The 24,749-nt window shown below is 71.8% G+C and carries 25 protein-coding genes and 1 riboswitch; of the genes, 14 read left to right on the top strand and 11 right to left on the bottom strand.

All coding sequences use genetic code 11. The features are described 5' to 3' along the window. The first annotated feature begins 9 nt into the window (after positions 1-9). The 4 genes from Q5762_RS27190 (at position 10) to Q5762_RS27175 (ending at position 3,768) form a co-directional block, all read left to right on the top strand. Positions 10-768 carry a MerR family transcriptional regulator gene (locus Q5762_RS27190; RefSeq protein WP_315894874.1) on the top strand — a complete coding sequence of 253 codons (759 nt, stop codon included), beginning with the start codon at positions 10-12 and terminating at the stop codon, positions 766-768. A 53-nt stretch (positions 769-821) separates the two neighbouring features. Beyond that, the gene (locus Q5762_RS27185; RefSeq protein WP_315894873.1) at positions 822-1,295 is read left to right on the top strand and encodes a bifunctional nuclease family protein; all 474 of its coding nucleotides are present in this window, start codon (positions 822-824) and stop codon (positions 1,293-1,295) included. Between the two features lie 262 nt (positions 1,296-1,557). Beyond that, positions 1,558-2,169 (top strand): MerR family transcriptional regulator, encoded by a 612-nt coding sequence (locus tag Q5762_RS27180; RefSeq protein WP_315894872.1) that lies wholly within the window; start codon positions 1,558-1,560, stop codon positions 2,167-2,169. A gap of 180 nt (positions 2,170-2,349) precedes the next feature. Continuing rightward, a complete protein-coding gene (locus tag Q5762_RS27175) occupies positions 2,350-3,768 on the top strand; it encodes a DNA polymerase IV (RefSeq protein WP_315894871.1) in 1,419 nt (472 codons plus the stop codon). A 586-nt stretch (positions 3,769-4,354) separates the two neighbouring features. Here the strand turns inward: Q5762_RS27175 and Q5762_RS27170 are convergent. Next, positions 4,355-4,723: a PRC-barrel domain-containing protein gene (locus tag Q5762_RS27170; protein WP_315894870.1), complete on the bottom strand. Its 369-nt coding sequence runs from the start codon at positions 4,721-4,723 to the stop codon at positions 4,355-4,357. A gap of 114 nt (positions 4,724-4,837) precedes the next feature. Then, positions 4,838-4,937, top strand: a riboswitch (glycine riboswitch). A 179-nt stretch (positions 4,938-5,116) separates the two neighbouring features. On the opposite strand from Q5762_RS27170, the gene gcvP reads away from it, so the two are divergent. Beyond that, entirely contained in the window at positions 5,117-8,002 is a 2,886-nt protein-coding gene (gcvP, locus tag Q5762_RS27165; protein ID WP_315894869.1) for an aminomethyl-transferring glycine dehydrogenase, read from the top strand. Between the two features lie 98 nt (positions 8,003-8,100). Here gcvP and Q5762_RS27160 read toward each other — a convergent pair whose 3' ends face one another. Both Q5762_RS27160 and Q5762_RS27155 read right to left on the bottom strand, forming a co-directional pair. Beyond that, positions 8,101-8,307 carry a DUF5999 family protein gene (locus Q5762_RS27160; protein WP_315894868.1) on the bottom strand — a complete coding sequence of 69 codons (207 nt, stop codon included), beginning with the start codon at positions 8,305-8,307 and terminating at the stop codon, positions 8,101-8,103. A 329-nt stretch (positions 8,308-8,636) separates the two neighbouring features. Beyond that, positions 8,637-9,236: a hypothetical protein gene (locus Q5762_RS27155; protein ID WP_315894867.1), complete on the bottom strand. Its 600-nt coding sequence runs from the start codon at positions 9,234-9,236 to the stop codon at positions 8,637-8,639. Between the two features lie 479 nt (positions 9,237-9,715). Here Q5762_RS27155 and Q5762_RS27150 point away from each other — a divergent pair, with 479 nt between their 5' ends. Beyond that, positions 9,716-11,215 (top strand): glutamate-cysteine ligase family protein, encoded by a 1,500-nt coding sequence (locus Q5762_RS27150; protein ID WP_315894866.1) that lies wholly within the window; start codon positions 9,716-9,718, stop codon positions 11,213-11,215. Between the two features lie 92 nt (positions 11,216-11,307). Further along, entirely contained in the window at positions 11,308-12,105 is a 798-nt protein-coding gene (locus Q5762_RS27145) for a CPBP family intramembrane glutamic endopeptidase (protein ID WP_399495271.1), read from the top strand. A gap of 98 nt (positions 12,106-12,203) precedes the next feature. On the opposite strand, the gene Q5762_RS27140 is transcribed toward Q5762_RS27145, so the two are convergent. Continuing rightward, positions 12,204-13,013 carry a PhzF family phenazine biosynthesis protein gene (locus tag Q5762_RS27140; protein ID WP_315894865.1) on the bottom strand — a complete coding sequence of 270 codons (810 nt, stop codon included), beginning with the start codon at positions 13,011-13,013 and terminating at the stop codon, positions 12,204-12,206. A gap of 245 nt (positions 13,014-13,258) precedes the next feature. Beyond that, positions 13,259-13,855 (bottom strand): DinB family protein, encoded by a 597-nt coding sequence (locus Q5762_RS27135; protein WP_315894864.1) that lies wholly within the window; start codon positions 13,853-13,855, stop codon positions 13,259-13,261. 575 nt (positions 13,856-14,430) lie between these two features. On the opposite strand from Q5762_RS27135, the gene Q5762_RS27130 reads away from it, so the two are divergent. Further along, positions 14,431-15,063 carry a PadR family transcriptional regulator gene (locus Q5762_RS27130; protein ID WP_315894863.1) on the top strand — a complete coding sequence of 211 codons (633 nt, stop codon included), beginning with the start codon at positions 14,431-14,433 and terminating at the stop codon, positions 15,061-15,063. 76 nt (positions 15,064-15,139) lie between these two features. Here Q5762_RS27130 and Q5762_RS27125 read toward each other — a convergent pair whose 3' ends face one another. Together Q5762_RS27125 and Q5762_RS27120 are read right to left on the bottom strand one after the other, a co-directional pair. Further along, a complete protein-coding gene (locus Q5762_RS27125) occupies positions 15,140-15,568 on the bottom strand; it encodes an SRPBCC family protein (RefSeq protein WP_315894862.1) in 429 nt (142 codons plus the stop codon). A 68-nt stretch (positions 15,569-15,636) separates the two neighbouring features. Next, positions 15,637-15,846 (bottom strand): hypothetical protein, encoded by a 210-nt coding sequence (locus Q5762_RS27120; RefSeq protein ID WP_315894861.1) that lies wholly within the window; start codon positions 15,844-15,846, stop codon positions 15,637-15,639. A 197-nt stretch (positions 15,847-16,043) separates the two neighbouring features. Between Q5762_RS27120 and Q5762_RS27115 the strand changes: the two genes are divergently transcribed. From Q5762_RS27115 to Q5762_RS27105, 3 genes are all read left to right on the top strand, one after another. Beyond that, positions 16,044-16,655 (top strand): Clp protease N-terminal domain-containing protein, encoded by a 612-nt coding sequence (locus Q5762_RS27115; RefSeq protein ID WP_315894860.1) that lies wholly within the window; start codon positions 16,044-16,046, stop codon positions 16,653-16,655. Positions 16,656-16,696: 41 nt separating this feature from the next. Then, on the top strand, positions 16,697-17,686 hold the full coding sequence (locus Q5762_RS27110) for an EamA family transporter (protein ID WP_315894859.1): 990 nt from the start codon (positions 16,697-16,699) through the stop codon (positions 17,684-17,686). Positions 17,687-17,915: 229 nt separating this feature from the next. Continuing rightward, on the top strand, positions 17,916-18,881 hold the full coding sequence (locus tag Q5762_RS27105; RefSeq protein WP_399495273.1) for a DMT family transporter: 966 nt from the start codon (positions 17,916-17,918) through the stop codon (positions 18,879-18,881). A 56-nt stretch (positions 18,882-18,937) separates the two neighbouring features. Here Q5762_RS27105 and Q5762_RS27100 read toward each other — a convergent pair whose 3' ends face one another. Continuing rightward, positions 18,938-19,603, bottom strand: a complete 666-nt coding sequence (locus Q5762_RS27100) for a pyridoxamine 5'-phosphate oxidase family protein (protein ID WP_315894858.1) — start codon at positions 19,601-19,603, stop codon at positions 18,938-18,940. 35 nt (positions 19,604-19,638) lie between these two features. On the opposite strand from Q5762_RS27100, the gene Q5762_RS27095 reads away from it, so the two are divergent. After that, positions 19,639-20,970, top strand: a complete 1,332-nt coding sequence (locus Q5762_RS27095) for an aminotransferase class I/II-fold pyridoxal phosphate-dependent enzyme (protein WP_315894857.1) — start codon at positions 19,639-19,641, stop codon at positions 20,968-20,970. 22 nt (positions 20,971-20,992) lie between these two features. Here the strand turns inward: Q5762_RS27095 and Q5762_RS27090 are convergent, their stop codons facing one another. Next, positions 20,993-22,012, bottom strand: coding sequence for a DMT family transporter (locus Q5762_RS27090; RefSeq protein ID WP_315894856.1), 1,020 nt, complete (start codon positions 22,010-22,012; stop codon positions 20,993-20,995). Positions 22,013-22,085: 73 nt separating this feature from the next. On the opposite strand from Q5762_RS27090, the gene Q5762_RS27085 reads away from it, so the two are divergent. Beyond that, positions 22,086-22,991 carry a LysR substrate-binding domain-containing protein gene (locus Q5762_RS27085; protein ID WP_315894855.1) on the top strand — a complete coding sequence of 302 codons (906 nt, stop codon included), beginning with the start codon at positions 22,086-22,088 and terminating at the stop codon, positions 22,989-22,991. Positions 22,992-23,024: 33 nt separating this feature from the next. Here Q5762_RS27085 and Q5762_RS27080 read toward each other — a convergent pair whose 3' ends face one another. Next, complete coding sequence (locus Q5762_RS27080; protein WP_315894854.1) at positions 23,025-23,492, bottom strand: pyridoxamine 5'-phosphate oxidase family protein; 468 nt, start codon at positions 23,490-23,492, stop codon at positions 23,025-23,027. Positions 23,493-23,622: 130 nt separating this feature from the next. Here Q5762_RS27080 and Q5762_RS27075 point away from each other — a divergent pair, with 130 nt between their 5' ends. Next, the gene (locus Q5762_RS27075; protein ID WP_315894853.1) at positions 23,623-24,282 is read left to right on the top strand and encodes a cysteine hydrolase; all 660 of its coding nucleotides are present in this window, start codon (positions 23,623-23,625) and stop codon (positions 24,280-24,282) included. Between the two features lie 27 nt (positions 24,283-24,309). Here the strand turns inward: Q5762_RS27075 and Q5762_RS27070 are convergent, their stop codons facing one another. Further along, positions 24,310-24,741, bottom strand: a complete 432-nt coding sequence (locus Q5762_RS27070) for a Rieske (2Fe-2S) protein (protein ID WP_315894852.1) — start codon at positions 24,739-24,741, stop codon at positions 24,310-24,312. Positions 24,742-24,749 lie beyond the last annotated feature (8 nt).

Genomic DNA, 24,749 nt, shown 5'->3' with positions numbered 1-24,749 from the left:
GGAAGGTCCATGCTGCGAACACCGACGGGCGGTGCCGGTCACGGCACCGCCGCCGCGGGCGACCGGCTGGTCAGCATCGGGACGGTGCTGAACCAGCTGCGTGACGAGTTTCCCGAAGTGACCATCTCGAAGATTCGGTTCCTGGAGGCCGAGGGGCTCGTCGAGCCCCGGCGGACCGCCTCCGGGTACCGGAAGTTCAGCCCGCAGGACGTGGAGCGGCTCGCTCAGATCCTGCGGATGCAGCGTGACCACTACCTTCCGCTGAAAGTCATCCGGGAGCACCTGGACGCCCTCGCGCGGGGCGAGCAGGTGAAGCTTCCGGCCCCCAGTCCCCAGCGGGACCTGCTGGACGGCGCGGCCGGCGCGTGGGCGTGGGAAGCGGACGGTGACCGTCCGACCGCGGCGCGCGTGGGGCGGGCCGAGCTGCTCGCCGCCGCCGAGGTGACGGAGGAGGAGCTCGTGGAGTGGGAGTCGTACGGGCTCATCGCTCCGGGGCCCGAGGGCGGCTACGACGCCGAGGCGATCACGGTCGCCAGACTTGTCGCGGATCTGGGGAGATTCGGTCTGGAACCGCGGCATCTCCGGGCGGTCAAAGCGGCCGCCGACCGGGAGGCGGGGCTGGTCGAGCAGATGGTGGCGCCGCTGCGCCGGCACCGTAACCCGCAGACCAGAGCCCATGCGGAGGCCACCGCGAAGGAGCTCGCCGGGCTCTCCGTACGGCTGCATGCGGCACTGGTCCAGACCGCGCTGGGGCTCCGGCTGCAGTGATCTTGTAGGGGCCCGACTACCCAAACCGGTCGGGCACGTCCTAGGGTTGCTGTGTGAACGAGCTCGACGTTGTGGGTGTCCGGGTGGAAATGCCCTCCAACCAACCGATCGTGCTCCTGCGTGAAGTGGGAGGCGATCGGTACCTCCCCATCTGGATCGGACCGGGGGAGGCGACCGCGATCGCCTTCGCCCAGCAGGGCATGGCCCCTGCCAGGCCGCTGACGCACGACCTTTTCAAGGACGTCCTTGAAGCGGTGGGCCAGGAGCTCACCGAGGTCCGCATCACCGATCTCCGTGACGGTGTCTTCTACGCGGAGCTGGTCTTCGCCAGCGGCGTCGAGGTGAGCGCCAGGCCGTCCGACGCGATAGCGCTGGCCCTGCGCACCGGGACGCCGATCTTCGGCAGTGACGGCGTGCTGGACGACGCCGGTATCGCTATTCCGGACGAGCAGGAGGACGAGGTGGAGAAGTTCCGCGAGTTCCTCGACCAGATTTCTCCGGAGGACTTCGGGTCCAGCAGCCAGTAGGTGCTGGAGCCGGTGCGGTTCAGGAGGGGCCGGGTCGGTGGCCGGTGACGGCGGATGCCGGTGAGTGGGCGCTGGGCGTCGGCTTTCGGCCGTCGTGCGCGGGGTGGCCTCAGCGCATTCGGCTAGCCTTTCCCCGGAGAGGGATACGGGAAACCACTCTCAGGGTGATTATCACTCGGCGTGCCGAGTGTGGCGATCGTTGACGCACCCCGAGTGACTGCCTACCTTCGTGTGGGCAGGTCAAGGACGGAGGGTCGGCGTGATGAGCAGCGGCGACGGTACGGCAGGGGGCTCCCTCGGGCGTGCGCCCGAGGGGAGCGGGCCGTATCCGCTTCACGGCAGTGTCGGCGACTTCGGGGCGGACGCGTCGGTCGGTACGGACACGGTGGGGTACCGCGGTCCGACCGCGTGCGCGGCGGCGGGGATCACGTACCGCCAACTGGACTACTGGGCGCGCACCGGGCTCGTCGAGCCGAGTGTGCGGCCCGCGTACGGGTCCGGGACTCAACGGCTCTACAGCTTCCGCGACGTCGTCGTTCTCAAGATCGTCAAGCGTTTCCTGGACACCGGGGTCGCGCTCCAGAACATCCGGGCCGCCGTCCAGCACCTGCGGGCCCGTGGCTTCCGCGATCTGGAGCGGATGACACTGATGAGCGACGGGGCGACGGTGTACGAGTGCTCCTCGCCGGACGAGGTCGTGGATCTGCTCCAGGGCGGTCAGGGTGTCTTCGGGATCGCCGTGGGCGTGGTCTGGCGGGACGTGGAGGCGGCGTTGTCGCAGTTGCACGGGGAGCGGATCGACACCGGCGAGACCCTGGTCGGGCACAACCCGGGCGACGAGCTCGCGCGGCGGAGGCGTGACCGGGCGGTCTGAGCGCCCGCGTCCTATGCCAGCCGCGGTGATGTCGGCCGCGGCGATGTCAGCTGGGTGATGTCAGCTGGGGTGATGTCGGCTGGGGTGATGTCGGCATGTCGGCCGCGTGATGTCGGCCGCCGCGTGCGTCCGTATGTCAGTGCGGGTCGGTTGTCAGTGGCGTAGGGCAGCATCGGTGATGTGAGAGCCGCGCCGACGATTCTGCATCTCGACATGGATGCCTTCTTCGCTGCCGCCGAGCAGGCGGCGAAGCCCAGTCTGCGCGGAAAACCGGTGGTCGTGGGTGGGCTGGGGCCGCGGGGTGTCGTGGCCACCGCTTCGTACGAGGCGCGGGTGTTCGGCGTGCACTCCGCCATGCCGATGGCGCAGGCGCGGCGGCTCGCGCCCAATGCCGCTTATCTCGTGCCGCGCTTCGGGTTCTATCGGTCGATCAGCGAGCAGGTCATGGAGCTGCTGGGGCGGCTCTCGCCGCTGGTGGAGCCGCTGAGCCTGGACGAGGCCTTCGTGGACCTGGAGGCGGGGGGTGTGGCGGACGACAGCGGGAGTGCGCGGGAGGCCGGTGAGCGGCTGCGCAGGGACATTCTCGCCGCGACGGGGCTGACGGGGTCGGTGGGGCTTGCCGGGTCGAAGATGCTCGCGAAGATCGCGTCCGAGGAGGCGAAGCCGGACGGGCTCGTGCTCATAGAGCCCGGGACGGAGCGGGCGCTGCTCGGGCCGAAGTCGGTGCGGATCCTGCCGGGGGTCGGGCCGGCCACCGGGGAGCATCTGCGGCGGGCCGGGATGACGACCGTGTCGGACCTCGCGGAAGCGGGCGAGGACGAGCTTGTACGGCTGCTGGGGCGGGCGCACGGGGCCTCCCTGTACCGGATGGCCCAGGGGTACGACGATCGGCCCGTGGTGGCCGAGCGGGACGCGAAGTCGGTGTCGGTGGAGGACACCTTCGACGTGGACCTGCACGACCGGGTGCGGATCCGGATCGAGGTGGAGCGGCTGGCCGAGCGGTGCGTGGGGCGGTTGAGGGCGTCGGGGCACTCGGGGCGGACGATCGTGCTGAAGGTGCGGCGCTTCGACTTCTCGACGCTGACGCGGTCGGAGACGTTGCGGGGGCCGACGGACGATCCGCTGGTGGTGCGGGAGGCGGCGGGGCGGCTGCTGGAGGGGGTGGACACGACGGGTGGGGTGCGGTTGCTGGGGGTGGGGGTGAGCGGGCTCGCCGACTACACGCAGGAGGATCTGTTCGCGCAGGCGGCGGAGGCGTCGGCGTCGGCGGAGGCGGAGGCGTCGGCGGAGGCCGAGGGTGGGGGCCAGGGGGGATCGGGGGGCTCGGCTGAGGGGGCGGGCTCGGCCGAGGTCGTTCCCGAGGCGGAAGAGCGGCCGGCCGCGGAGCGGAGATGGGCGCCGGGGCACGACGTACGGCATGCGGTGTACGGGGCCGGGTGGGTGCAGGGGAGCGGGGTGGGGCGGGTCACCGTGCGCTTCGAGGAGCCGGGGTCGGCGCCGGGGCGGGTACGGACGTTCCTCGTCGACGATCCGGAGCTGGAACCGGGGGAGGCGCTGCCGCTGGTGGGGAGCGGGGGGTCGTCGTCGGCGGTCGCGTAGTGGCGCCCGGCCGTTGGCCGGGCTGGTTGTTCCCGCCCGCACCGCCCGTGCGGGTGGGTGGGCAGAGGTGCGGGTGTTCCTGTGGGTGGTTGGGCGCCGTCGGCGGGTGCGGCAGCTTCGCGCCGCGGGGTGGTGGGGAAGCGTTGTCGGCGGTCGGCCGGTGGGTGCGCCCGGCCGGGCTGGTCGTTCCCGGCCCGCACTGCCCGTACCGGTGAGAGGGCAGAGGTGCCGGATCCTCCCGTGGGTGGCCGAGTGCCGTCGGTGGCTGTCGACTCGTGGCGGTGCGCCGGTTTTCAGCCGGGCTGGTCCCGGCTGCACTGCCCGTTCCGGTGAGAGGGCAGGGGTGTCGGTCCTCCTGTGGGTGGCCGAGTGCCGTCGGTGGCTGTCGACTCGTGGCGGTGCGCCGGTTTTCAGCCGGGCTGGTCCCGGCCGCACCGCCCGTACCGGTGAGAGGGCAGGGGTGCGGCTGCCGGGCCGCTACGCGGCTTCGCGGCACCCCGCGCGTTCGGCCGTGCTCGTCCAAGTCCTCCGCGGTCGGCCTGGCCGTCCCTGGCGGCGATACGCCGGACGTCCGCCACCAGGCCCGCTACGTGTCCTCCTGGCCTGCCAGACGGCCGAAGTCGTGGTCCGGTGGGGGTACCGGGGGGAGGGCCAGGCTGTAGTGGCGGTAGAGCTGGAGTTCCTGTTCCGGGGAGAGGTGGCGGCCCACGCCGAAGTCCGGGGCGTCCTTGATCAGGGCGCGTTCGTACGGGATGTGGAGGCCGTCCTCGACCAGTTCGCTCGGCTCCAGCGGGACGAACGCGTCGCGGCCGAAGAGGCCCGTGCGGACCGCCGCCCACTCGGGGACGCCCGTCGCGTCGTCCAGGTACACCTCGTCCACGGTGCCGATCTTGTGTCCGTTGCGGTCGAACGCCTTGCGGCCGATCAGGCTGCGCGGATCGATGTCGGTCTGCACGGTCCCTCCAACTGGTCGCAACTGCTCTACAAGAACTACGAAAGTGCACATCTGGGACGTCGGCCACTTGAGCGATGGAACCCGGAACGGCGCTGGTAGGCTGGCTGTGGCTGTCGACCCCGTGCGGGAGAGTCCTCCGAAGAAACCTTTCGGAGGCGCCGAAGGAGCAAATCCTCCCCGGAATCTCTCAGGCACCCGGTACCGCATGGACGAGGTCACTCTGGAAAGCAGAGCGGAGGTCCGACGGCGTCCGCTCTCACCGACGGTGAAAGCCGGCGAGCCCTTTTGGCGTGCCGGTGAAGCTCTCAGGTTGAGATGACAGAGGGGGAGGCCGTCCGGGCACCCGCGCCGTGGTGCCCCTCGCAGGTCGTGACGACCAGGAGGCCTCCGTACATGACCGCCCACCGCATTTCGCTCTCCGAACTCGAACAGGGCATCCCGTTCGAGCAGCGGCACATCGGGCCCGACGCCGAAGCCCGGGCCAAGATGCTCGCGCAGGTCGGCTACGGCTCCCTCGACGAGCTCACGGCCGCCGCCGTGCCGGACGTGATCAAGAACGCCGAGGCTCTCGGCCTGCCCTCCGCCCGTACCGAGGCCGAGGTTCTCGCCGAGCTGCGTGAGCTCGCCGACCGCAACCAGGTCCTCGCCCCGATGATCGGGCTCGGGTATTACGGGACGTTCACGCCTCCTGTGATTCTGCGGAACGTCATGGAGAACCCGGCCTGGTACACCGCCTACACGCCGTACCAGCCCGAAATCTCGCAGGGGCGCCTTGAGGCGCTGCTGAACTTCCAGACCATGGTCGCCGACCTCACCGGGCTGCCCACCTCCGGCGCCTCCCTCCTCGACGAGGGCACCGCCGCCGCCGAGGCCATGGCGCTCGCCCGCCGGGTCGGCAAGGTCAAGAACGGCGTCTTCCTCATCGACGCCGACGCCCTGCCGCAGACCATCGCCGTCATCGAGACCCGCGCCGAGCCCACCGGCGTCGAGGTCGTCGTCGCCGACCTCAGCGACGGCATTCCGGCCGAGATCGCCGAGCGCGGTGTATTCGGCGTGCTCCTGCAGTACCCGGGTGCCTCCGGTGCCGTCCGGGACATCAAGCCGCTCATCGACGCCGCCCACGAGCTCGGCGCGATCGTCACCGTCGCCGCCGATCTGCTCGCCCTCACCCTGCTCGCCTCGCCCGGCTCCCTCGGCGCCGACATCGCCGTGGGTACCACGCAGCGGTTCGGTGTGCCCATGGGCTTCGGCGGGCCGCACGCCGGCTACATGGCCGTCCAGGACAAGCACGCCCGCTCGCTGCCCGGCCGCCTCGTCGGCGTCTCCGTCGACGCCGACGGCAACAGGGCGTACCGCCTGGCCCTGCAGACCCGCGAGCAGCACATCCGCCGCGAGAAGGCCACCAGCAACATCTGCACCGCGCAGGTCCTGCTCGCCGTCATGGCCGGGATGTACGCCGTCTACCACGGGCCGGACGGGCTGAAGCAGATCGCCCAGCGTGTCCATCGGTATGCCGGTGTTCTTGCCGCCGGTCTCTCCGCCGGTGGCGTCGACGTCATACACGGCAGCTTCTTCGACACCCTCACCGTCCGCGTGCCCGGCAAGGCCGCCGAGGCCGTCGCCGCCGCCCGTGAGGCCGGTGTCAACCTGTACCTCGTCGACGCCGATCATGTGTCCGTGTCGTGTGACGAGACGACCGGTCGCGCCCAGATCGCCGCCGTCTGGGCCGCCTTCGGCGTCGACGCCGACATCGAGGCCCTGGACGCCGCCGCCGAGGACGCGCTGCCCGCCTCGGTGCTGCGCTCCGACGCGTACCTCACCCACCCGGTCTTCCACGCGCACCGCTCCGAGACATCGATGCTGCGCTACCTGCGCAAGCTCGCCGACCGCGACTACGCGCTCGACCGCGGCATGATCCCGCTCGGCTCCTGCACCATGAAGCTGAACGCGACCACCGAGATGGAGTCGGTGACCTGGCCCGAGTTCGGGCAGATGCACCCCTTCGCCCCGGTCGAGCAGGCGCAGGGCTACCTCACGCTCATCACCGAGCTGGAGGAGCGCCTCGCCGAGGTCACCGGATACGACAAGGTGTCGCTCCAGCCCAACGCCGGTTCGCAGGGCGAGCTGGCCGGTCTGCTGGCCGTCCGCGCCTACCACCGCGCCAACGGCGACGAGCAGCGCACCGTCTGCCTCATCCCGTCCTCCGCGCACGGCACCAACGCCGCCTCGGCCGTCATGGCCGGCATGAAGGTCGTGGTCGTCAAGACCGCCGACGACGGCGAGGTCGATGTCGCGGACCTGCGCGCCAAGATCGAGCAGTACCGCGACGAGCTGTCCGTGCTGATGATCACCTACCCGTCCACGCACGGTGTGTTCGAGGAGCACGTCGCCGACATCTGCGCCGAGGTCCACGAGGCCGGCGGTCAGGTGTACGTCGACGGTGCCAACCTCAACGCGCTGGTCGGGCTCGCCAAGCCGGGCAAGTTCGGCGGCGATGTTTCCCATCTGAATCTGCACAAGACCTTCTGCATTCCGCACGGCGGTGGCGGCCCCGGCGTCGGTCCGGTCGGCGTGCGCGCGCACCTCGCGCCGTACCTGCCGAACCACCCGCTCCAGCCGACCGCCGGTCCGGAGACGGGCGTCGGCCCGATCTCGGCCGCCCCGTGGGGCTCGGCCGGCATCCTGCCGATCTCGTGGTCGTACGTGCGTCTGATGGGCGGCGAGGGCCTCAAGCGCGCCACGCAGGTGGCCGTGCTCGCGGCGAACTACATCGCCAAGCGCCTGGAGCCGCACTACCCGGTGCTCTACACCGGTCCCGCCGGGCTCGTCGCGCACGAGTGCATCGTCGACCTGCGGCCGCTGTCCAAGGCGACCGGCGTCAGCGTCGACGACATCGCCAAGCGCCTGATCGACTACGGCTTCCACGCGCCGACGATGTCGTTCCCGGTGGTCGGCACGCTGATGATCGAGCCGACCGAGTCCGAGGACCTCACCGAGCTCGACCGCTTCTGCGACACGATGATCGCGATCCGCGGCGAGATCGAGAAGGTCGCGTCGGGCGAGTGGCCCGCAGACGACAACCCGCTGGCCAACGCCCCGCACACGGCGGCGGCCCTTGGCGGCGAGTGGAACCACGCGTACAGCCGTGACGAGGCGGTCTTCCCGGCCGGTGTCTCGGCCGCGGACAAGTACTGGCCGCCGGTCCGCCGGATCGACGGCGCGTTCGGCGACCGTAACCTCGTCTGCTCCTGCCCGCCGCTGGACGAGTACGACAACTAGTGCGGACATGAGTCAGGGCCGGTTCGGAGAGTTGCTCTCCGGGCCGGCCCTTGCGTGTTCCCTCGTACGTGTCGTGCCCGACGCGTCACCGTGACGTGTCAGGCGGCGGTCGTCACCCGGCCCGTCGTCAGCGGGCGGTGCGGGGCGATGATCTGGCCGTCGGGCAGCAGTTCACCGGTGTCCTCGAAGAGCAGGACCCCGTTGCACAGCAGGCTCCAGCCCTGTTCCGGGTGGTGCGCCGTCATGCGGGCCGCCTCCCGGTCGGCGGAGTCGGCGGAGGGACAGGCTGGCTGGTGCTGGCACATGGATGGGTTCTTTCGCTGCGTCGTGGTGAGTGTCGTCCTGCGGCTCGGTGCGGTGCTCATGGGCCGCCCCCCGTTGTCGGTTCGGTTGGTCCAGTCTTCCCCTACGGACCGCGATCCGCAGGGATTTCACGGCAGCTCTTCCTACTGCATGAAGACGTATCACCCGCGCGGGCGGTTCAGCTCAACTGGGCGGTCTTTTCGGGTGGTTCGGGGTAGCCCTGCTGGGCTAGCCCGTACGGGGAGTGGTGTTCGAGGCGGTCGTTCGGGGAGCAGGGCGCCCCGCGGCCTGGCCGGCCGCGGGGCGGTGACGGGTACTCCTCGGGGTTGGCTCAGGCGGGCGCCGGGGTGCCGAAGAGCGGCGGGGGAGCCAGCCGCAGGGTGAGGACGGGCAGCAGGTCGGCGACCAGGTGCGGCTGGTTCGCGGCGATGCCGGGCGGTGCCGGGGCGAGCGGGACGAGCAGGTCGGTCGGGTCGGGCGAGGACGACGCTCCGTCGGACTCCGTGTCGCCGTGCAGCCACAGTGTCAGCATGTACAGCTCCGGTACGGACAGCAGCCTCGGCTGGTAGGTCGTGGGCAGCGACTCGGCCTGGAGCAGGGCGCGTTCGGTCGCCGTGACGTACGGACCCTCGAAGAAGTGCGAGAAGGACCAGCCGTCGGGGGTGAGCATGGTGTCGGCGGCCGCCACCGCCCGGTCGGTGCCCCGGATCAGGAAGCGCCAGCCGGCCAGCCGCGTGCGCGGTGCCTGCCCCGGCGGGACGATCCGGTCCCGTACGTCGAGGACGTGGACGGGCAGGGGCAGCTCGGGGCTCAGTGGTCCCTGGGCCGTCCGCAGAGCGGGAGTTCGCGCCTCGCTGACGGCGGTGGGGGAACCGAGGGCCGCGAGGACACTGCGCAGGGCCGGCGCGGGGGCCGGGGAGGGTCGGAGCATGATGGGTCGCCTCTCACTCAGGAGACACGGTGACGCGTGGGCAGGTACGACGGCGCTGTGGGCTGCCGGGCCGAAGGGGCCATGAAGCCATGGCCGGGTGCCAACACTCTGCCTCGTTCGCGGAGTTTATACGAGACGTGTTCACACGGTGTTTCCGCTAGCGCTCGCCGATATTGCGCGCAAGGTGTCATCCGGCCTTGCTGCAGAGGTGATTCATCGTATTTGCGACGGGCGCCGGTCGTCCGCCTGCGACGACTTCACCGGAGCGGACGGCCGGATATCGACCCCACGGTTTCCGTGAATAGGTCCGCGGAATATGTCCTTTGCCGGATGCCCTTGGGACGTGCCGGACGATTGCCCGACCCAGCTTATCGTTCAACGAGGGCGGCCCGCAGGCGTTATGGATCAATCGTGTGGGCATCATCGTCCGTGACACGCGCGGCCGTCGCCGTGGCCGCCCGATCGGAAGGGAAGCTTCCATGGGGGAGAAGGTCGTGGCAGACGGGTTCGACCTGTCCGATCGGCAGAGATACCGCAGGAAGCTCCAGCAGTGTCTGGCGGGGCTCGCGAGGCTCCTGGCGGAGAAGCGGTTCGACCGGCCGCGGAATCTGATGGGCCTGGAGATCGAACTCAATCTCGTGGGTGCCGACGGCATGCCGAGGATGGTGAATGGAGCGGTCCTGGAGCGGATCGCGAGCCCGGATTTCCAGACGGAACTGGGAATGTTCAATCTCGAAGTGAACATCGCCCCGCACCGACTCGGCGGGCGCGTTTTCGACCGGCTCGCGGAGGAACTGAGGGCCGGTCTTGGATATGCCGACCGCAAGGCCCGCGAACTCGACGCGGGCGTCGTCATGATCGGAATTCTGCCGACGCTCGCACAGGACGATCTCGTCTCCGAGAACCTCTCGGACGTCGACCGGTACACGCTGCTCAACGACCAGATCGTCGCCGCTCGGGGAGAGGATTTCACCCTCGACATCCATGGCGTCGAGGGGCTCACCTGCACGGCCACGTCGATCGTGCCGGAGGCGGCCTGTACGTCCGTGCAGCTGCATCTCCAGGTCACGCCCGCGCGGTTCCCCGCCGTGTGGAACGCGGCGCAGGCCGTGGCCGCGGTCCAGATCGCCGTCGGCGCCAACTCGCCGTTCCTCTTCGGCCGTGAGCTGTGGCGCGAGTCCAGGCCGCCGCTCTTCACCCAGGCCACGGACACCCGGCCGCCCGAGCTCCAGGCCCAGGGGGTGCGGCCGCGGACCTGGTTCGGGGAGCGGTGGGTGGACTCCGCGTACGACCTGTTCGAGGAGAATCTCCGCTACTTCCCCGCCCTGCTGCCGATCTGCGACGAGGAGGACCCGCTCCTCGTCCTGGACCAGGGCGGGGTGCCCCGGCTGCAGGAGCTCGTCCTGCACAACGGCACGGTGTACCGCTGGAACCGGCCGGTCTACGGGTGGGTCGACGGGGTCCCGCACCTGCGTGTGGAGAACCGGGTGCTGCCGGCCGGGCCGACCGTCACCGACGTCGTCGCGAACGCGGCCTTCTACTACGGGCTTGTGCGGGCGCTGGCCGAGGAGACCCGGCCGATCTGGAAGCGGCTCCCCTTCGAGGACGCCGCCGCGAACTTCGACACCGCGTGCCGGCACGGCATCGACGCGGAGCTGCGCTGGCCGCGCCCCGGCCGCTCCGGGGCGGTGGCCTCCGTACCGGCGGTACGTCTCGTCCTCGACGAACTGCTGCCGCTGGCCGCTGCCGGGCTCGACGCCTGGCACGTCGAGCCGGCCGACCGCGACTTCTACCTCGGGGTGATCGAGGAACGCTGCCGAGCGCGGGTCAACGGCGCGTCCTGGCAGGCCGACACCTTCCATCGGGCGCTGGAGTCCGGGCTCGACCGGGACGCGGCGCTTGCGGCGACGACGCGGCGGTACGCCGAGCTGATGCGGGGCGGGGAGCCGGTGCATCGGTGGCCGGTGGGGATCGGGTAGGTGGTTCCGCCCCCCCCGGAATGGCGCGTGGCTGGGGCCTTCACGCATGATCTCCGTACCCGGACAGCTATGGGGAAGTGGAGACAAGTGTGGTGTCGGATCAACGAGTGGTGCCTGATGCCCTGCCGCCCGGCGGCCTGCCGCGCGGGATCCTGCGGTCCGAGACCCTGATCGTCCTGGCGCTTTCGCTCGGCGCGAGCGCCTTGTCGTCCCTGATCAGCTTCACCGGTTCGCTGACCAAGCCCGGCGGGCTGAAGGAGCAGGCGGCGACGCTCAACAGCTCGTACGCGCCCGGGCGGCCGTGGCTCGATCTGGCCTGGCAGCTCTTCGGCATCGCCACGGCGCTCGTGCCGGTCGTGCTCGTGGCGCATCTGCTGCTGCGCGAGGGCGCCGGGATGCGGGCGATCGGCTTCGACCGGACGCGGCCCTGGCCCGACCTCGGGAAGGGTGCGCTGGTCGCGGCCGGGATCGGGAGCGCGGGGCTCGCGTTCTACCTCGCGGCGCGGGGCGCCGGGTTCAATCTGACCGTGGTGCCCGAGTCGCTGCCGGACGTGTGGTGGAAGTACCCGGTGCTCATCCTGTCGGCGGTGCAGAACGCCGTACTGGAGAATGTCATCGTCGTCGGCTATCTGCTGCGCAGGCTCGGGCAGTTGGGGTGGACGCCGATGGCCGCGCTGGTGGCGAGTTCGGTGCTGCGCGGCTCGTACCACCTCTACCAGGGCATCGGCGGCTTCATCGGGAACATGGTGATGGGCGTCGTCTTCGTGTACCTGTACCGGCGCTGGGGGCGGGTGGGCCCGCTGGTGGTGGCGCACGTGCTGCTCGACATCGTGGCCTTCGTCGGGTACGGGCTGCTGGCGGGGCGGGTGGACTGGCTGCCGACGGTGTAGGCGGGCGGGGTGTGGGGACGGTGTGTGGTGACGGAAGAAGGGGCGTTCGGCCGGTGCCGTACGCCCCTTCTTCGTACCCGGGTACCCGAGTACCCGGGTCAGGCGTGGAGTTCGCCGTCGATGACCGTGACCGCGTGGCCGGTCAGCAGGGTGCGGTCGCCGCGCAGCCGGGTGTGGACGATTCCGGTACGGGCGCCGCCCTGGAAACCGGTGAGGTCGTCGCGGCCGAAGCGGGCGGACCAGAACGGGGCGAGCGCGGTGTGGGCGCTGCCGGTGACCGGGTCCTCGTCGATGCCGAGGCGGGGGAAGAAGCCGCGGGAGACGAAGTCGTAGCCGCGCTCGGGCTGTTCGGCGGCGGCGGTGACGACGACACCGCGCTCGGAGAGGTCGACCAGGGCGGCGAGGTCGGGCGTCAGGGAGCGGACGGCGGCCTCGTCGGGCAGCTCGACGACGAGGTCGCCGATGTGGGCGGCGGTGTCGTGGACCGAGACGATCTCGGTGCCGAGGGCCTTCTCCAGGCCGTCGGGGGTCGCGACCGGGGTCAGCGACGAGGTCGGGAAGTCCATGGTGACGGAGCCGTCCGGCGCCGCGGTGGCGCTGAGGATGCCGCAGCGGGCGGTGAAACGGACGGTACCGGTCGCGATGCCCGTGGTGTGCAGGACGTGGGCGGTGGCGAGGGTGGCGTGGCCGCACATGTCGACCTCGGCGGTCGGCGTGAACCAGCGCAGCGCCCAGCCGGCCTCGCCGCCCGGGGGGAGGGGGTGGGCGAAGGCCGTCTCGGAGAGGTTGACCTCGGCGGCGACCTTCTGGAGCCAGTGGTCGTCGGGGAAGGAGTCGAGGAGGAGGACCCCTGCCGGGTTGCCGGAGAAGGGGCGGTCGGTGAAGGCGTCGACGATTCGGATCCGCATGGACCGGACCGTACCGTGGCGCGAAAGTCGCGGACCAAGGCCAATCCCGGACGACTGGACCGATCCGGCGGGTGCCCGGGGCGGCGGTGGTGACGGTGGTGAGGGCCTTGCTCACGACGGCGGCCGGGACGGCGCCGCGCGCGGTCTGGGGCGTGGCCCGTGCACGGCCGGCCTGGGGCGGTGGTGCCGGCGTGCACGGGCGCGCCGGGCTCAGGCGTTCTTGTCGGCGTCCGGGGCCGCCGGGCTCAGGCGTTCTTGTCGGCGTCCAGGGCCGCCTGTTCCAGGCGGTTGCGGTAGTCCTGCCACCAGGCCGCGTCGCCCGGCGGGATGCTGGTGTTCCCCTGGTTCATTCCCACGGTGCCGTCCAGGAGTTCCCGGAGGATGTCGGCGTGGCCGGCGTGCCGGTGGGTGTCGGCGATGACGCGTACGACGGCATGGTGCAGCGTCACCTGGTCCCGTCCCTCGGGCCACCACGGCACCGTGCCGACCGTGTCCAGGGCCAGCGCGTCGAGCGTCGCGTCCGCGTGCGCCCAGGCCCGGCGGTAGAGGCCCACGATCTGCTCCCGTGACTCCTCGGCCGTGGCCCACATGTCGGCGTTGGGCTCGGCACCCTCGTCGAGCCAGGGCAGCGGCTCGCCCGACGGACGCCCGAAGGTGTCGCCGAGGTACCCCAGCTCCGTACTCGCCGCGTGCTTCACCATGCCCAGAAGGTTCGTGCCGGTCGGCGTCATCGGACGACGGACGTCGTATTCGGAGAGTCCTTCGAGCTTCCACAGCAGGGCGTCGCGGGCGGACTGGAGGTAGAAGCGCAGGTCGGACTTGGGATCTGTCGTCGCGGTCATGGTGCCTCAGTCTGCCGCGCGTGCTTACGCGGGCAAGCGCTTTTCCCGTGCGCGGGAGGCGACGAGCATCATCCGCTCTGGGCTGCCCGAGCTCGGTCGGACAGCAGACGTGAGGCTTTCCAGGTCACCGTTGTCGTACCTCCGGCTTTCGCTGTCGCTGCCGGCGACGACGGTGAGGACTGTCCCGGTGCGGGCCATCGTGTAGCGGCCCGTGCTTTCCAGGCTGTAGCGCCCCTGCTACTTGGCGCGCCCCTCGAACATCGACCCGTCGTCCGGCGAGGAGACCTCCGCGCCGCCGCGGTGACCTCGGTCCAAGCCGCTCGGCGGGCTTTCCGCGTCCGGCAGGACGGCCTTCACCGCCTCCGCGTCGGTCAGCGGAGCCGCCCGACCGCCCGACCCGCTCCCGCCCTGGCCGCTGCCGGACCAACGACTTCCCGGGAGACCTCCGCGGGGCCTCCGCGCAGGGCGGGTCGGCGGCGCTCCCGAGCGGGCGGGTTGGCAAGCGACCCATTCCGATATATCGTTGAGGCATCGCGACCGTTCAGCGATGTAATCCCGATGGAAGGAGCGTTGCGATGCGTTCACACGGACACGAACACGGACATGGAGACTGCGGGCCCGGCCCTCGTGGGGGCTGGGGTGGGTTCCGCGGTGACGACGAGCGGCGGCGTGCCGCCTTCGGCCCGTTCGGGCCTGGGTTCGGCGGCGGGCCGTTCCGGGGAGGTCCCTTCCCCGGCGGGCGCGGCGGCCATGGAGGCGGCCGGGGCCGGGCGCGGCGCGGAGACGTGCGCGCTTCGATCCTCGCGCTGCTGAAGGACCGGCCGATGCACGGCTACGAGATGATCCAGGAGATCGGCGAGCGCAGCGGCGGGGCGTGGAAGCCCAGTCCCGGCTCGGTCTACCCGACCCTGCAGCTCCTCGAGGACGAGGGCCTGATCGTCAGCGAGAGCGAGGGCGGCAAGAAGCTGTTCACGCTCACCGACACCGGCCGGACCGAGGCCGAGTCGGGGCCCGAGGCCCCCTGGGAGGAGGCCGGGCGCGGTGTCGACTGGGATGCCGTCAACGAGATCCGGCAGGCCGGCTTCGGTCTGATGGAGGCGTTCGGCCAGGTCTGGAAGACCGGCAGCGCCGAGCAGCGGCAGAAGGCCGTCGAGGTCATCAACGAAGCCCGTAAGAAGCTGTATCTGATTCTTGCCGATGAGCATTGAGTCGGAGGGTGTTTCGGAGGGTGTTGATGACAGAAGGGCCCTGCGGCCTTGCCGCAGGGCCCTTCGCGTGCGTCGCTCAGGCCACCAGGCCGGTCAGTTTGCGCAGGGACTCGTTCAGGGCCGCCGTCGCCGAGTCCTTCAGCTTGCCCGCCATCAGCGACACCGCGGCACCCGTGAACTCGCCGTCGATCCGTACCGTCGTCGCGTCCCCGTCCGCCGCCAGCGAGTAGCGCGTGCCCACGACGACCCCCATCGGGCCCTTGCCCCGGATGGCCAGCACCCGGGCGGTCTCCAACTCCTCCACCGTCCAGGTCACTTCGGCGGGGAAGCCCATCAGCTTCATGTTCTCGGCGAAGGTCGCGCCCGTCTCCAGGGTGGCCGGACCGCCGTTCGGGAAGTTGGTGTGGGTGGCGTTCCACTCGCCGTACGAGGAGAAGTCCGTCAGCTGTGCCCAGACCTTCTCGGCCGGCGCCTCGATCCGTGCCTCCGCGCTGACTTCGGCCATACGACCACCCCTTCACGCGTTCCGTCCGACTCTGGTGTCGCGGAACGTAGCCGGGCGGCCGTGAACATTCAATACTGATGAACCGTCAGTTCTTCGACGTCGCCGATCCACCACATCTGGGCCGCGTCGAACCAGTCGGAGGCGCGCGGACCGCCGCCCTCGTCGTGGCAGTGGAACGCGGCCCAGAAGAGATCGGCCGGCAGTGCCTCCCGCGGCGCGTACACGCGGTAGACGTACTGCCGCCCGTCGAGTGCGAGCAGGGCGACCATCCAGAACATATCCAGGAGACGAAGCGGAAGGGCTCGGTGGTTGCATTCGGGGCGCAATGCAAGGCGGCGCGCGCCCCTGGGGCGTGTTCGGGCGCAATCTCCTCCGCAAGGAGGAGGGTCCGCTCGCCTGTGCCCAACTCCGGTGGGATGCGCACATGCTCCTCGCCGGGGATGTTCCGGCCGCCGGAGGCTGATGAGGTGGGAGGGTGCAAAGTCCCGGCCCTCGCGTACCCCACCAGCCCGCGTCCCGTCGTCCGGAGATCCAGCTCGGCCGGCTCACCGCCGAGCTCGCGACCGTCGTGGCGAGCGCGCGCCGCCGGGCTCTGCGCGACGGCGACCGGCAGATCGACACCGCCCATCTGCTGCACTCCCTGATCGAGTCCGACCCCGAGGTCGGCGCCGCCTTCGAGGGTGGCGCCGACCGGGGCGGCGCGCCGCAGCTCGCGCGCGTGCTCGGGTATCTCGTCCAGCGATCGATCGGTTACGGGTTGCGCTGGCGTGGGTCCGTCGAGGACTCCGGCGCCCTGTACGTCGTACGGGACGAGTCGGCGGCTGTGGCTCAGATCGGGGGCGCGGCTGGGGCGGGAGCGCCAGGGGTGGCGGGGGCGGCGGCCGGGTGGTCGCCCACGGCGGCCGCCGCGATGGACGGCGCGTGGGAGCGGGCCGCGCTGCGTGGAGAGCCGCGTGCCCGGGGCCTCGATCTGCTGGCCGTCATCGCCGCCGATCCCGAGAGCCGGGCCGTCGAAGTACTGCGCCGGGCCGGGGTCGATCCGCTCGTGCTCACCGACCGGATCGGGGAGCTGTCTCAACAGGTGTGACAGGGGTGACGCTCCTGACGCAGTCCTGTCATGATGGCCCGATGCACGCGTCTCAGGGGAGAAGCGCCGGCCTGGGACTCGCCCTGGCCTCGGCCTTCGCATTCGGCGGTTCAGGTGTGGCGGCGAAGCCGCTCATCGAAGCGGGACTCGACCCGCTCCATGTGGTGTGGCTCCGGGTCGCCGGTGCCGCCCTCGTCATGCTGCCCGTGGCCTGGCGCCACCGCGACCTCCTGCGGCGCAAGCCCGCGCTCCTCGCCGGGTTCGGCCTGCTCGCCGTGGCCGGCGTCCAGGCCTTCTACTTCGCCTCGATCTCCCGGATCCCGGTCGGCGTCGCGCTGCTCATCGAGTACCTCGCCCCCGCCCTGGTCCTCGGCTGGGTCCGCTTCGTGCAGCGGCGGCCCGTCACCCGCCGCGCCGCGCTCGGCGTCGTCCTCGCGGTCGGCGGTCTCGCCTGCGTCGTCCAGGTCTGGTCCGGGCTGACCTTCGACCTGCTCGGGCTGCTGCTCGCGCTCGGCGCCGCCTGCTGCCAGGTCGGCTACTTCGTCCTCTCCGACCACGGCGGCGACGAGTCCGACCCGGTCGACCCGCTGGGCGTCATCGCGTACGGACTGCTCTTCGGCGCCCTCGTCCTGACCGTCGTCGCCCGGCCTTGGGGGATGGACTGGTCGGTGCTGGCGGGCACGGCGGACCTCGACGGTACGAGCGCGCCGGCCTGGCTGTTGCTCGGGTGGATCGTGCTCATCGCCACCGTCCTCGCGTACGTCACCGGTGTCGTCTCCGTACGCCGGCTCTCGCCGCAGGTGGCCGGGGTCGTGGCCTGCCTGGAGGCCGTGATCGCGACCGTGCTGGCCTGGGTGCTGCTCGGCGAACACCTGGCCGCGCCGCAGATCGTCGGTGGCGCGGTGGTCCTGGTCGGTGCGTTCATCGCGCAGTCGTCGACGCCGAAGGTGGCGTCGGCGGAGCCTGTGGCCGGGTCGGAGCCGCTGGCGTACGAGGGTGCGGAGTTGTCGGCCGGGCGGACCGCCCCGTAGGGTGACGATCATGCATTCGACCGTACTTCCGCCTCCTGCCGCCTAGGCGCGGGCGGCCACTCTCCCTGACGAAGACCGGGCTCGGGCAGTCCCCGAGCGGTTCGTCGCTGCCCGCGTGCGGAGTTGAGCGACCACATCACCCTGTCTTCACACGGAGAAGTACGTGTCGAATTCTTCCCTTTCCGCCTCCGCGCCCACGGCTGCGGCCTCGGCCTCCGTGTCCGGCGCCGTGCCTGCCGTCGTTCCTGCCGTCGGGCGGAGTCTGCTCTATCTGGTCGTCGCCGGAATCGCCTGGGGTACCGCCGGTGCCGCGGCTTCGCTGATCTTCCGGGTCAGTGACATGGGGCCGCTGACGTTGTCGTTCTGGCGGTGCGCCGGGGGGCTTGTGCTGCTGCTCGGGGCCTTGGCGTTGCGGCCCCGGGCCCGCAGGGCCGCTCCGGCGGTGGCGGAGCCCCGCAGGCGCCGGCTCGTCCGCATCCTCGGTACGGGGATCGGCCTGACCGTCTTTCAGAGTGCCTACTTCGCCGCCGTGGAGGCCACCGGGCTCGCGGTCGGCACCGTCGTCACGCTCGGCGCGGGCCCCGTCCTGATCGCACTCGGCGCGCGGCTCACCATGGGCGAGCGGCTCGGTCGTGGCGGTGTCGCGGCCGTGGCCGGGGCGCTGGCGGGACTGGGCGTGCTTGTCCTCGGGGGCGAGAGCGGCGAGGTCCGGCCGGTGGGTGTGGGTCTTGCGGTTCTGTCGGCTGCCGGGTACGCGGCGATCACCCTGCTCACGCGGTGGCTCGGCCGGGACGGCGGCAACTCGGACGCCCTGTCCACGACGACCTGGGCCTTCGCGATCGGCGCGGTCGGGCTGCTTCCGATGGCTGTCTTCGAGGCGCCCGGGGGCCTGGTTCCGCACACCGGGCAGGTGGGGGAGGTGCTGTGGCTGCTTGTTTATGTGGCGGCGGTGCCGACGGCGCTCGCGTATGCGCTGTACTTCGCGGGGGCGGCGGTGGTCCGGGCGGCGACGGTGTCCGTGATCATGTTGTTGGAGCCGGTGAGTGCGGCGGTGATTGCTGTGACGGTGCTGGGGGAGTCGCTGACCGTCGCGACCCTGGTCGGCACGTTGCTGTTGCTCGTGGCCGTGACGGGGCTCGCCCTTGCGGAGGCCCGGGCGGCGTCCGCTCGGCGGCGGGCGGCGGCCGCGGCGTAAGCCGGTGGGGGCGGGGGTTCGGGGCCCGGGAGCGGGCCCCGACCCCCGCCTCAGGCTCAGGTCGTCAGGTAGGTCGGCAGGGCTGTCGACGGGGCGAGGTCTTCCGCCGGGATCGGGGGGCCGTAGGTGCGGTGGACCGGGACCACGCCTGACCAGTAGGGGAGCGTCGCGTCTTCCGGGTCGTCGTTCGGGCCGCCTGTGCGGACCTTGGCGGAGACCTCGTCCAGGTCCAGGCGCAGGACGGCCGTCGCCGCCAGCTCCTTGGCGTTGGCCGGGCGGGAGTCGGCGGCGCGGCCCGGGACGACGTGGTCGACCAGGGCGTCGAGGGCGGTCCGCGCTTCCTCGGGGTCGGTGACCTGGTGGGCGGTGCCGTGGACCACGACCGAGCGGTAGTTGATCGAGTGGTGGAACGCGGACTTGGCCAGGACCAGGCCGTCGACGTGGGTCACCGTCAGGCAGACCGGCAGTCCGGGAGCCTCGGCGCCCGAGCCCGCCATGCGCAGCGGCCGGGAGCCGGTGGAGCCGTGGACGTACAGGCGGTCGCCGATCCGGCCGTAGAGCGTCGGCAGCACGACGGGCGCGCCGTCGCGGACGAAGCCGAGGTGGCAGACGTACGCCTCGTCGAGTATCGAGTGCACCAGCGCGCGGTCGTACGAGGCGCGGTCGCGGGAGCGGGTCGGGACGGTCCGCTCGGTCGGCTCGTAGGTGTCCGTGGTGGCCATTGCGTTCTCCATTGCACTAGTGCATAATCATGTTTGTGCTAGGAGAGTATCGGATCGAAGGCCGTCGCGCATCGGAGATTGCCGCCAGTGTCGAGCGCGGGGTCGGTGCGGGTGCCCTGGAGCCGGGGCAACTGCTGCCGCCCATGCGGGAGTTGGCAGTGACGCTCGGGGTGAACCCGAACACGGTCGCCGCCGCGTACCGGACCCTGCGGGAGCGCGGGGTCATCGAGACGGACGGGCGGCGGGGCAGCCGGGTGCGGGCGAGGCCTGCGACGACGGCCCGCGGGTCGATCCGGGTGGAGGCGCCGGCGGGCGTACGGGACGTGAGTCAGGGCAACCCCGACCCGGAGCTGCTGCCCCCGCTGGGTGCGGCGCTCGCCGAGGCCGCGCGGCGCGCGGCGGAGCGGCCCGTGCTGTACGGGGAGGCCCCCGTGGACGAGGAGTTCGCGCGGCTCGCGCGGGCGGCGCTGGATGCGGACGGGGTGCCCGACGGGCCGGTCGCCGTCGCCTCGGGTGCGCTGGACGCGATCGAGCGGGTCCTCGCGATCCACCTACGGCCCGGCGACGCGGTCGCCGTCGAGGACCCCGGGTGGGGGAGCCTGCTCGACCTCGTACCGGCGCTCGGGCTACGGCCGGTGCCGCTCGCGGTGGACGACGAGGGGCCGCTGCCCGCGGCGGTGGCGGAGGCGCTCCGGGACGGGGCGCGCGCGGTGATCGTCACCTGCCGTGCGCAGAACCCGACCGGCGCGGCCGTCGGCGCCGAGCGCGCCGCCGCGCTGCGTGGCGTCCTGGCCGGCCATCCGGACGTGCTGCTCGTGGAGGACGACCACGGGCACGGCATCGTGGACCTGCCGCTGTCCCCGCTGGCCGGGGTGACCCGCCACTGGGCCTTCGTAAGATCGGTCGCCAAGGCGTACGGGCCGGATCTGCGGGTCGCGTGTCTGACCGGCGACGCCGAGACCGTCGACCGGGTCCTCGGGCGCCAGCGGCTCGGCCCCGGCTGGGTCAGCAGGCTCCTCCAGTGCGCGGTCGCGCACCTGTGGCGTACGGGGGCCGTGGACCCGGCCGTCGTCGCGGGGGCGTACGCGGAGCGGCGGGACGGGCTCGTCCGCGCCCTGGAGCGGCGCGGGGTCGAGGCGCACGGGCGGAGCGGGATGAACGTGTGGGTGCCGGTCTCCGACGAGACGGGTGCGGTGACCCGGCTGCTCGCCGCGGGCTGGGCGGTCGCCCCCGGCGCCCGCTTCCGGCTGAACGCGGGGCCGGCCGTCCGGCTCACCGTCTCCTCCCTCCGGGAGGCGGACATCGAGCCCCTCGCCGACGCGATCGCGGCCGCGGCCGGACCGGCACCGGCGAGGAGCTACGGGTGACGGCTTCCCGGGCGCCCTCGGCCTAGGCGCGGCCTGCCGGGAGGCGGTCAGGGGCGGGTGACGGTGCGGGGGTCGCCGCGGTCGCGGTCGCGGTCGCTCGGATCGTGGTCTTCGGGTGTCTCGACGGGGCGCGGCGCTGGGTCAGGGCGGCGCCCGCGAGGACGATCGCCGCGCCGACCGGGGTGTTCCAGGCGAGCTGCTCGTCCAGGAGGGCGACGCCCGCCGCCGTGGCGATCACCGGGATGAAGTACGTGACCATCGACGCCGTCGTCGGGCCGACCTCGGCCACGACGCCGTACTGCAGCAGCATCGCGTACCCCGTGCCCAGCGCCCCCAGGGCGATCACGGCGAGCAGCGGGACGACCTCGACCGAGGACGGCAGTGAGGTGAACAGCGGGGTCACGACCGCCAGTTGGAGTGTCGCCAGGCCGACCTGGGAGCCGGCGAGCGAGAGGTTCGACGCGCCCGCGCCGGCCAGCGTACGGCGCACGTAGATCCAGCCGACCGCGTAGCTGAAGGAGGCGAGCAGGGCCATCGCCGTCCCCGTGACGTCGAGCCCGGAGAAGCCCTGCCAGGCGCCGAGCACGGTCAGGACACCGATGAAGCCGATGCCGAGCCCCGCCGCGCGCACCCGCGTCGGACGGTCCTCGGAGAGCGCGACGAGCGAGAGGAGCATGCCCCACAGGGGTGTCGTCGCGTTGCAGATGCCCGCGAGCGTCGACGGGATGGTCAGCTCGGCGTACGAGAAGAGCGAGAACGGCAGCGCGTTCAGCAGGAACGCGGCCACCGTCAGATGCAGCCACGTTCGGCGGCCGCGCGGCAGCCGCTCCCGCTTGATCACCATCGCGACGGCCAGCACCGCCGTACCGAACAGCAGGCGGCCGAAGGTCACCTGGAACGGTGCGAACCCCTCCGTGCCGACCTTGATGAAGACGAAGCTGAAGCCCCAGATCAGGGCCAGCACGCCGAAGCGGACCCGCCAGTCGAACAGGCGTGGGCGGCGGGCGGTGGTGCCGGCGATGGCGGGGGTCGCGGAGCTCATGCCCCCAGAGTGGCCGCCCCCATCTCGTAGGACAAGCGAGATTAAATGAACCGCTCCCCTTAGTATTGCTTACATGTTGAACCTGGAGCGCCTGCGGACCCTGGACGCCGTCGCACGGCACGGATCGGTCAGCGGTGCGGCCGACGGACTGCACGTCACCACCTCGGCCGTGTCGCAGCAGCTGTCCAAGCTGGAGCGGGAGATCGGCCAGCAGCTGCTCGCCAAGAACGGCCGGGGCGTCCGGCTCACCGACGCCGGGCTGCTGCTCGCCGAGCACGCGGCGCGCATCCTGTCGCAGGTGGAGCTCGCCCAGGCGGACATCGAGGCGCAGCGCGGCCAGGTGGTCGGCGAGGTGCGGATCGCGGCCTTCCCGACGGCGGCGCGCGGACTGCTGCCCGGCGCCCTCGCCGCGCTGCGCGCCGCCCATCCCGACCTCCGCGTGAAGACCACCGAGCTGGAGCCCGAGCGGGGCATCCGCGAGGTGCTGCGCGGCGACGCCGACCTCGCGATCGTCCTCGACTGGAGCAACAAGCGGGCGCCGGTGCCTGGCGGCCTGGAGCGCGCGCACCTCCTGGACGACGCCGCGGACGTCGCCATGCCCGTCGGCCACCGGCTGGCCGGGCGGGACGAGGTGGACCTGACCGACTTCGGCGACGACGACTGGGTCTCCTGGCCCGAGGGCGAGTTCTGCCACGACTGGCTCATGTTCACGCTGCGCTCGCAGGGCATGGAGCCGCGCATCGCCCATCTCGCCGGGGAGCACCACACCCAGCTGGCGCTGATCGCCGCCGGGCTCGGGGTGTGCGTCACCCCGCGCCTCGGTCGCGGACCGACCCCGGAGGGGATCGCGTTCGTGCCCGTACGGCAGAAGATGAAGCGGCACATCTACGCGACCTGGCGCAGCGACGCCGACCGGCGGCCGTCCATCCGGGCGGCGGTCGAGGCGCTCCAGGGGGCCGGGTCGCCGCTCAGTCTCTGACGTACGGTCAAGCTCCTCCAGAGAAGCAGTGGTTCAGAGACCGGCCAGTTTGCGGAAGTCCCAGGACGCCACCGCGTCCGGGGTCAGCTTCAGCCAGGCGTGCCGGCCGTCGTGCGGCATCGCGTCAAGGCCGAAGTTCTTGGCGGCGAAGAGTCGTTCCGGTACGTCGAGTTCGGGGCACGGCTCGCCCGTGCGCGGGGCCTCGCCGACGAAGACGGCCGTGCCCGACAGTTCGGCGCCGCGCAGCTCGCCGTACTCCTCGCCGTCGTCGACGACCACCGCGATCCGCGGATCGGCGCGCAGCTCCGCCCAACGGCGGCTCCTGGTGATCGAGTAGAGCCAGAGCGAGGTCCCGTCCCAGACGAACCAGAGGGCGCCGACATGCGGGCGGCCGTCCGCGGAGACGGTCGCGACCCGGCATGTGCGCTGCTCGGTGAGGAAGGTGTCCAGCTCGGCCGGGGTCATCATGATCCGGCGTCCACGGCGCTGTGCGATGGTCATCGCCCGCCCCTTTCCATAATTCTGATGGAGTGTCAGAGATGATGGGCGCTCTTCCCTCCTGGGGCAAGGGTGGCTAGCCTCCCCCGCCCGGAGGAGTACGCCAGACGCGGTGCGGGGGACAGGGGAGACCATGACCAGTGCGACACAGTGGGCCCAGCTTCAGGAGCGGCTCGAACCGGCCGGAACGGTGCTGCTCACCGTCGAATGCCAGGAGGGCGTCGTCGGCCGGAACAGCGCCCTGCCCGAACTCGCCACCGCCGCACGTGCGTCGGGCGCGCTGGCGAACGTCGCCCGGCTGGTCGCGGCCGCGCACGAGGCCGACGTGCAGGTGGTGCACGCCGTCGCCGAGCGCAGACCGGACGGGCGCGGCGCCAACGCCAACGCCCGGCTGTTCCGGGCCGCGGCCCGGCTGCCCGTGCAGCAGCACAGCGGCAGTACGGCGGTTCGGATCGCCGAACCCATCGAGGTCACCGACCAGGACCTGGTCGTACGGCGGTTGCACGGGCTCTCGCCCCTCGCCGGGACCGACGTCGACCCGCTGCTCCGCAACCTCGGCTGCCGCACCCTCGTCGTCACCGGCGTCTCGGCCAACGTGGCGATCCCCAACGCCGTCTTCGACGCGGTCAACCACGGATACACCGTGGTCGTGCCAGGGGACGCCATCGCGGGGGTGCCGGCCGACTACACCCCCGCGATGATCCGTCACACGCTCGCGCTCGTCTCCACCATCGCCACCACCGAGGAGGTGCTGCGCTGCTGGAAGAGCCCGCGGCGCGCGGCGCGAGCCTGACGCCACGTCATGCGGACAGGCGCCACGTCACGCGAGCGTGATCGAGTCCCCGTCCACCTTGATCGGCGTCGACGGCAGCGGAGCGGTGGCGGGGCCGCCCTTCACGCTGCCGTCCGAGACGTCGAACTTGCTCTGGTGGCACGGACAGAGGATGACCCCGTCCGAGACCCCGCTCACCGCGCAGCCCTGGTGGGTGCACTTGGACGAGAAGGCCTTGAACTCGCCCGCCGTCGGCTGGGTGATCACCACGCCCTGACCGTCCAGGACCTTGCCGCCGCCCACCGGGATGTCCGCGGTCTTCGCGAGCGCCGCCCCGGTCTCCGCCGGCGCGTCCGCTCCTGCGCCGCTGCCACCGCTTCCCTTGTCGCTCGTGCCGCCGCCTCCGCAGGCCGCGAGCGCCGCCACCAGGCCCGCGCCACCCGCCGCCGAGACGACCGTCCGACGTGCCACTCCACTCATCGCACTCC

Origin of the sequence: Streptomyces sp. P9(2023), assembly GCF_032436795.1 — a bacterium.
GTDB lineage: Bacteria > Actinomycetota > Actinomycetes > Streptomycetales > Streptomycetaceae > Streptomyces.
This window is presented reverse-complemented; position numbering and strand designations above follow the sequence as displayed.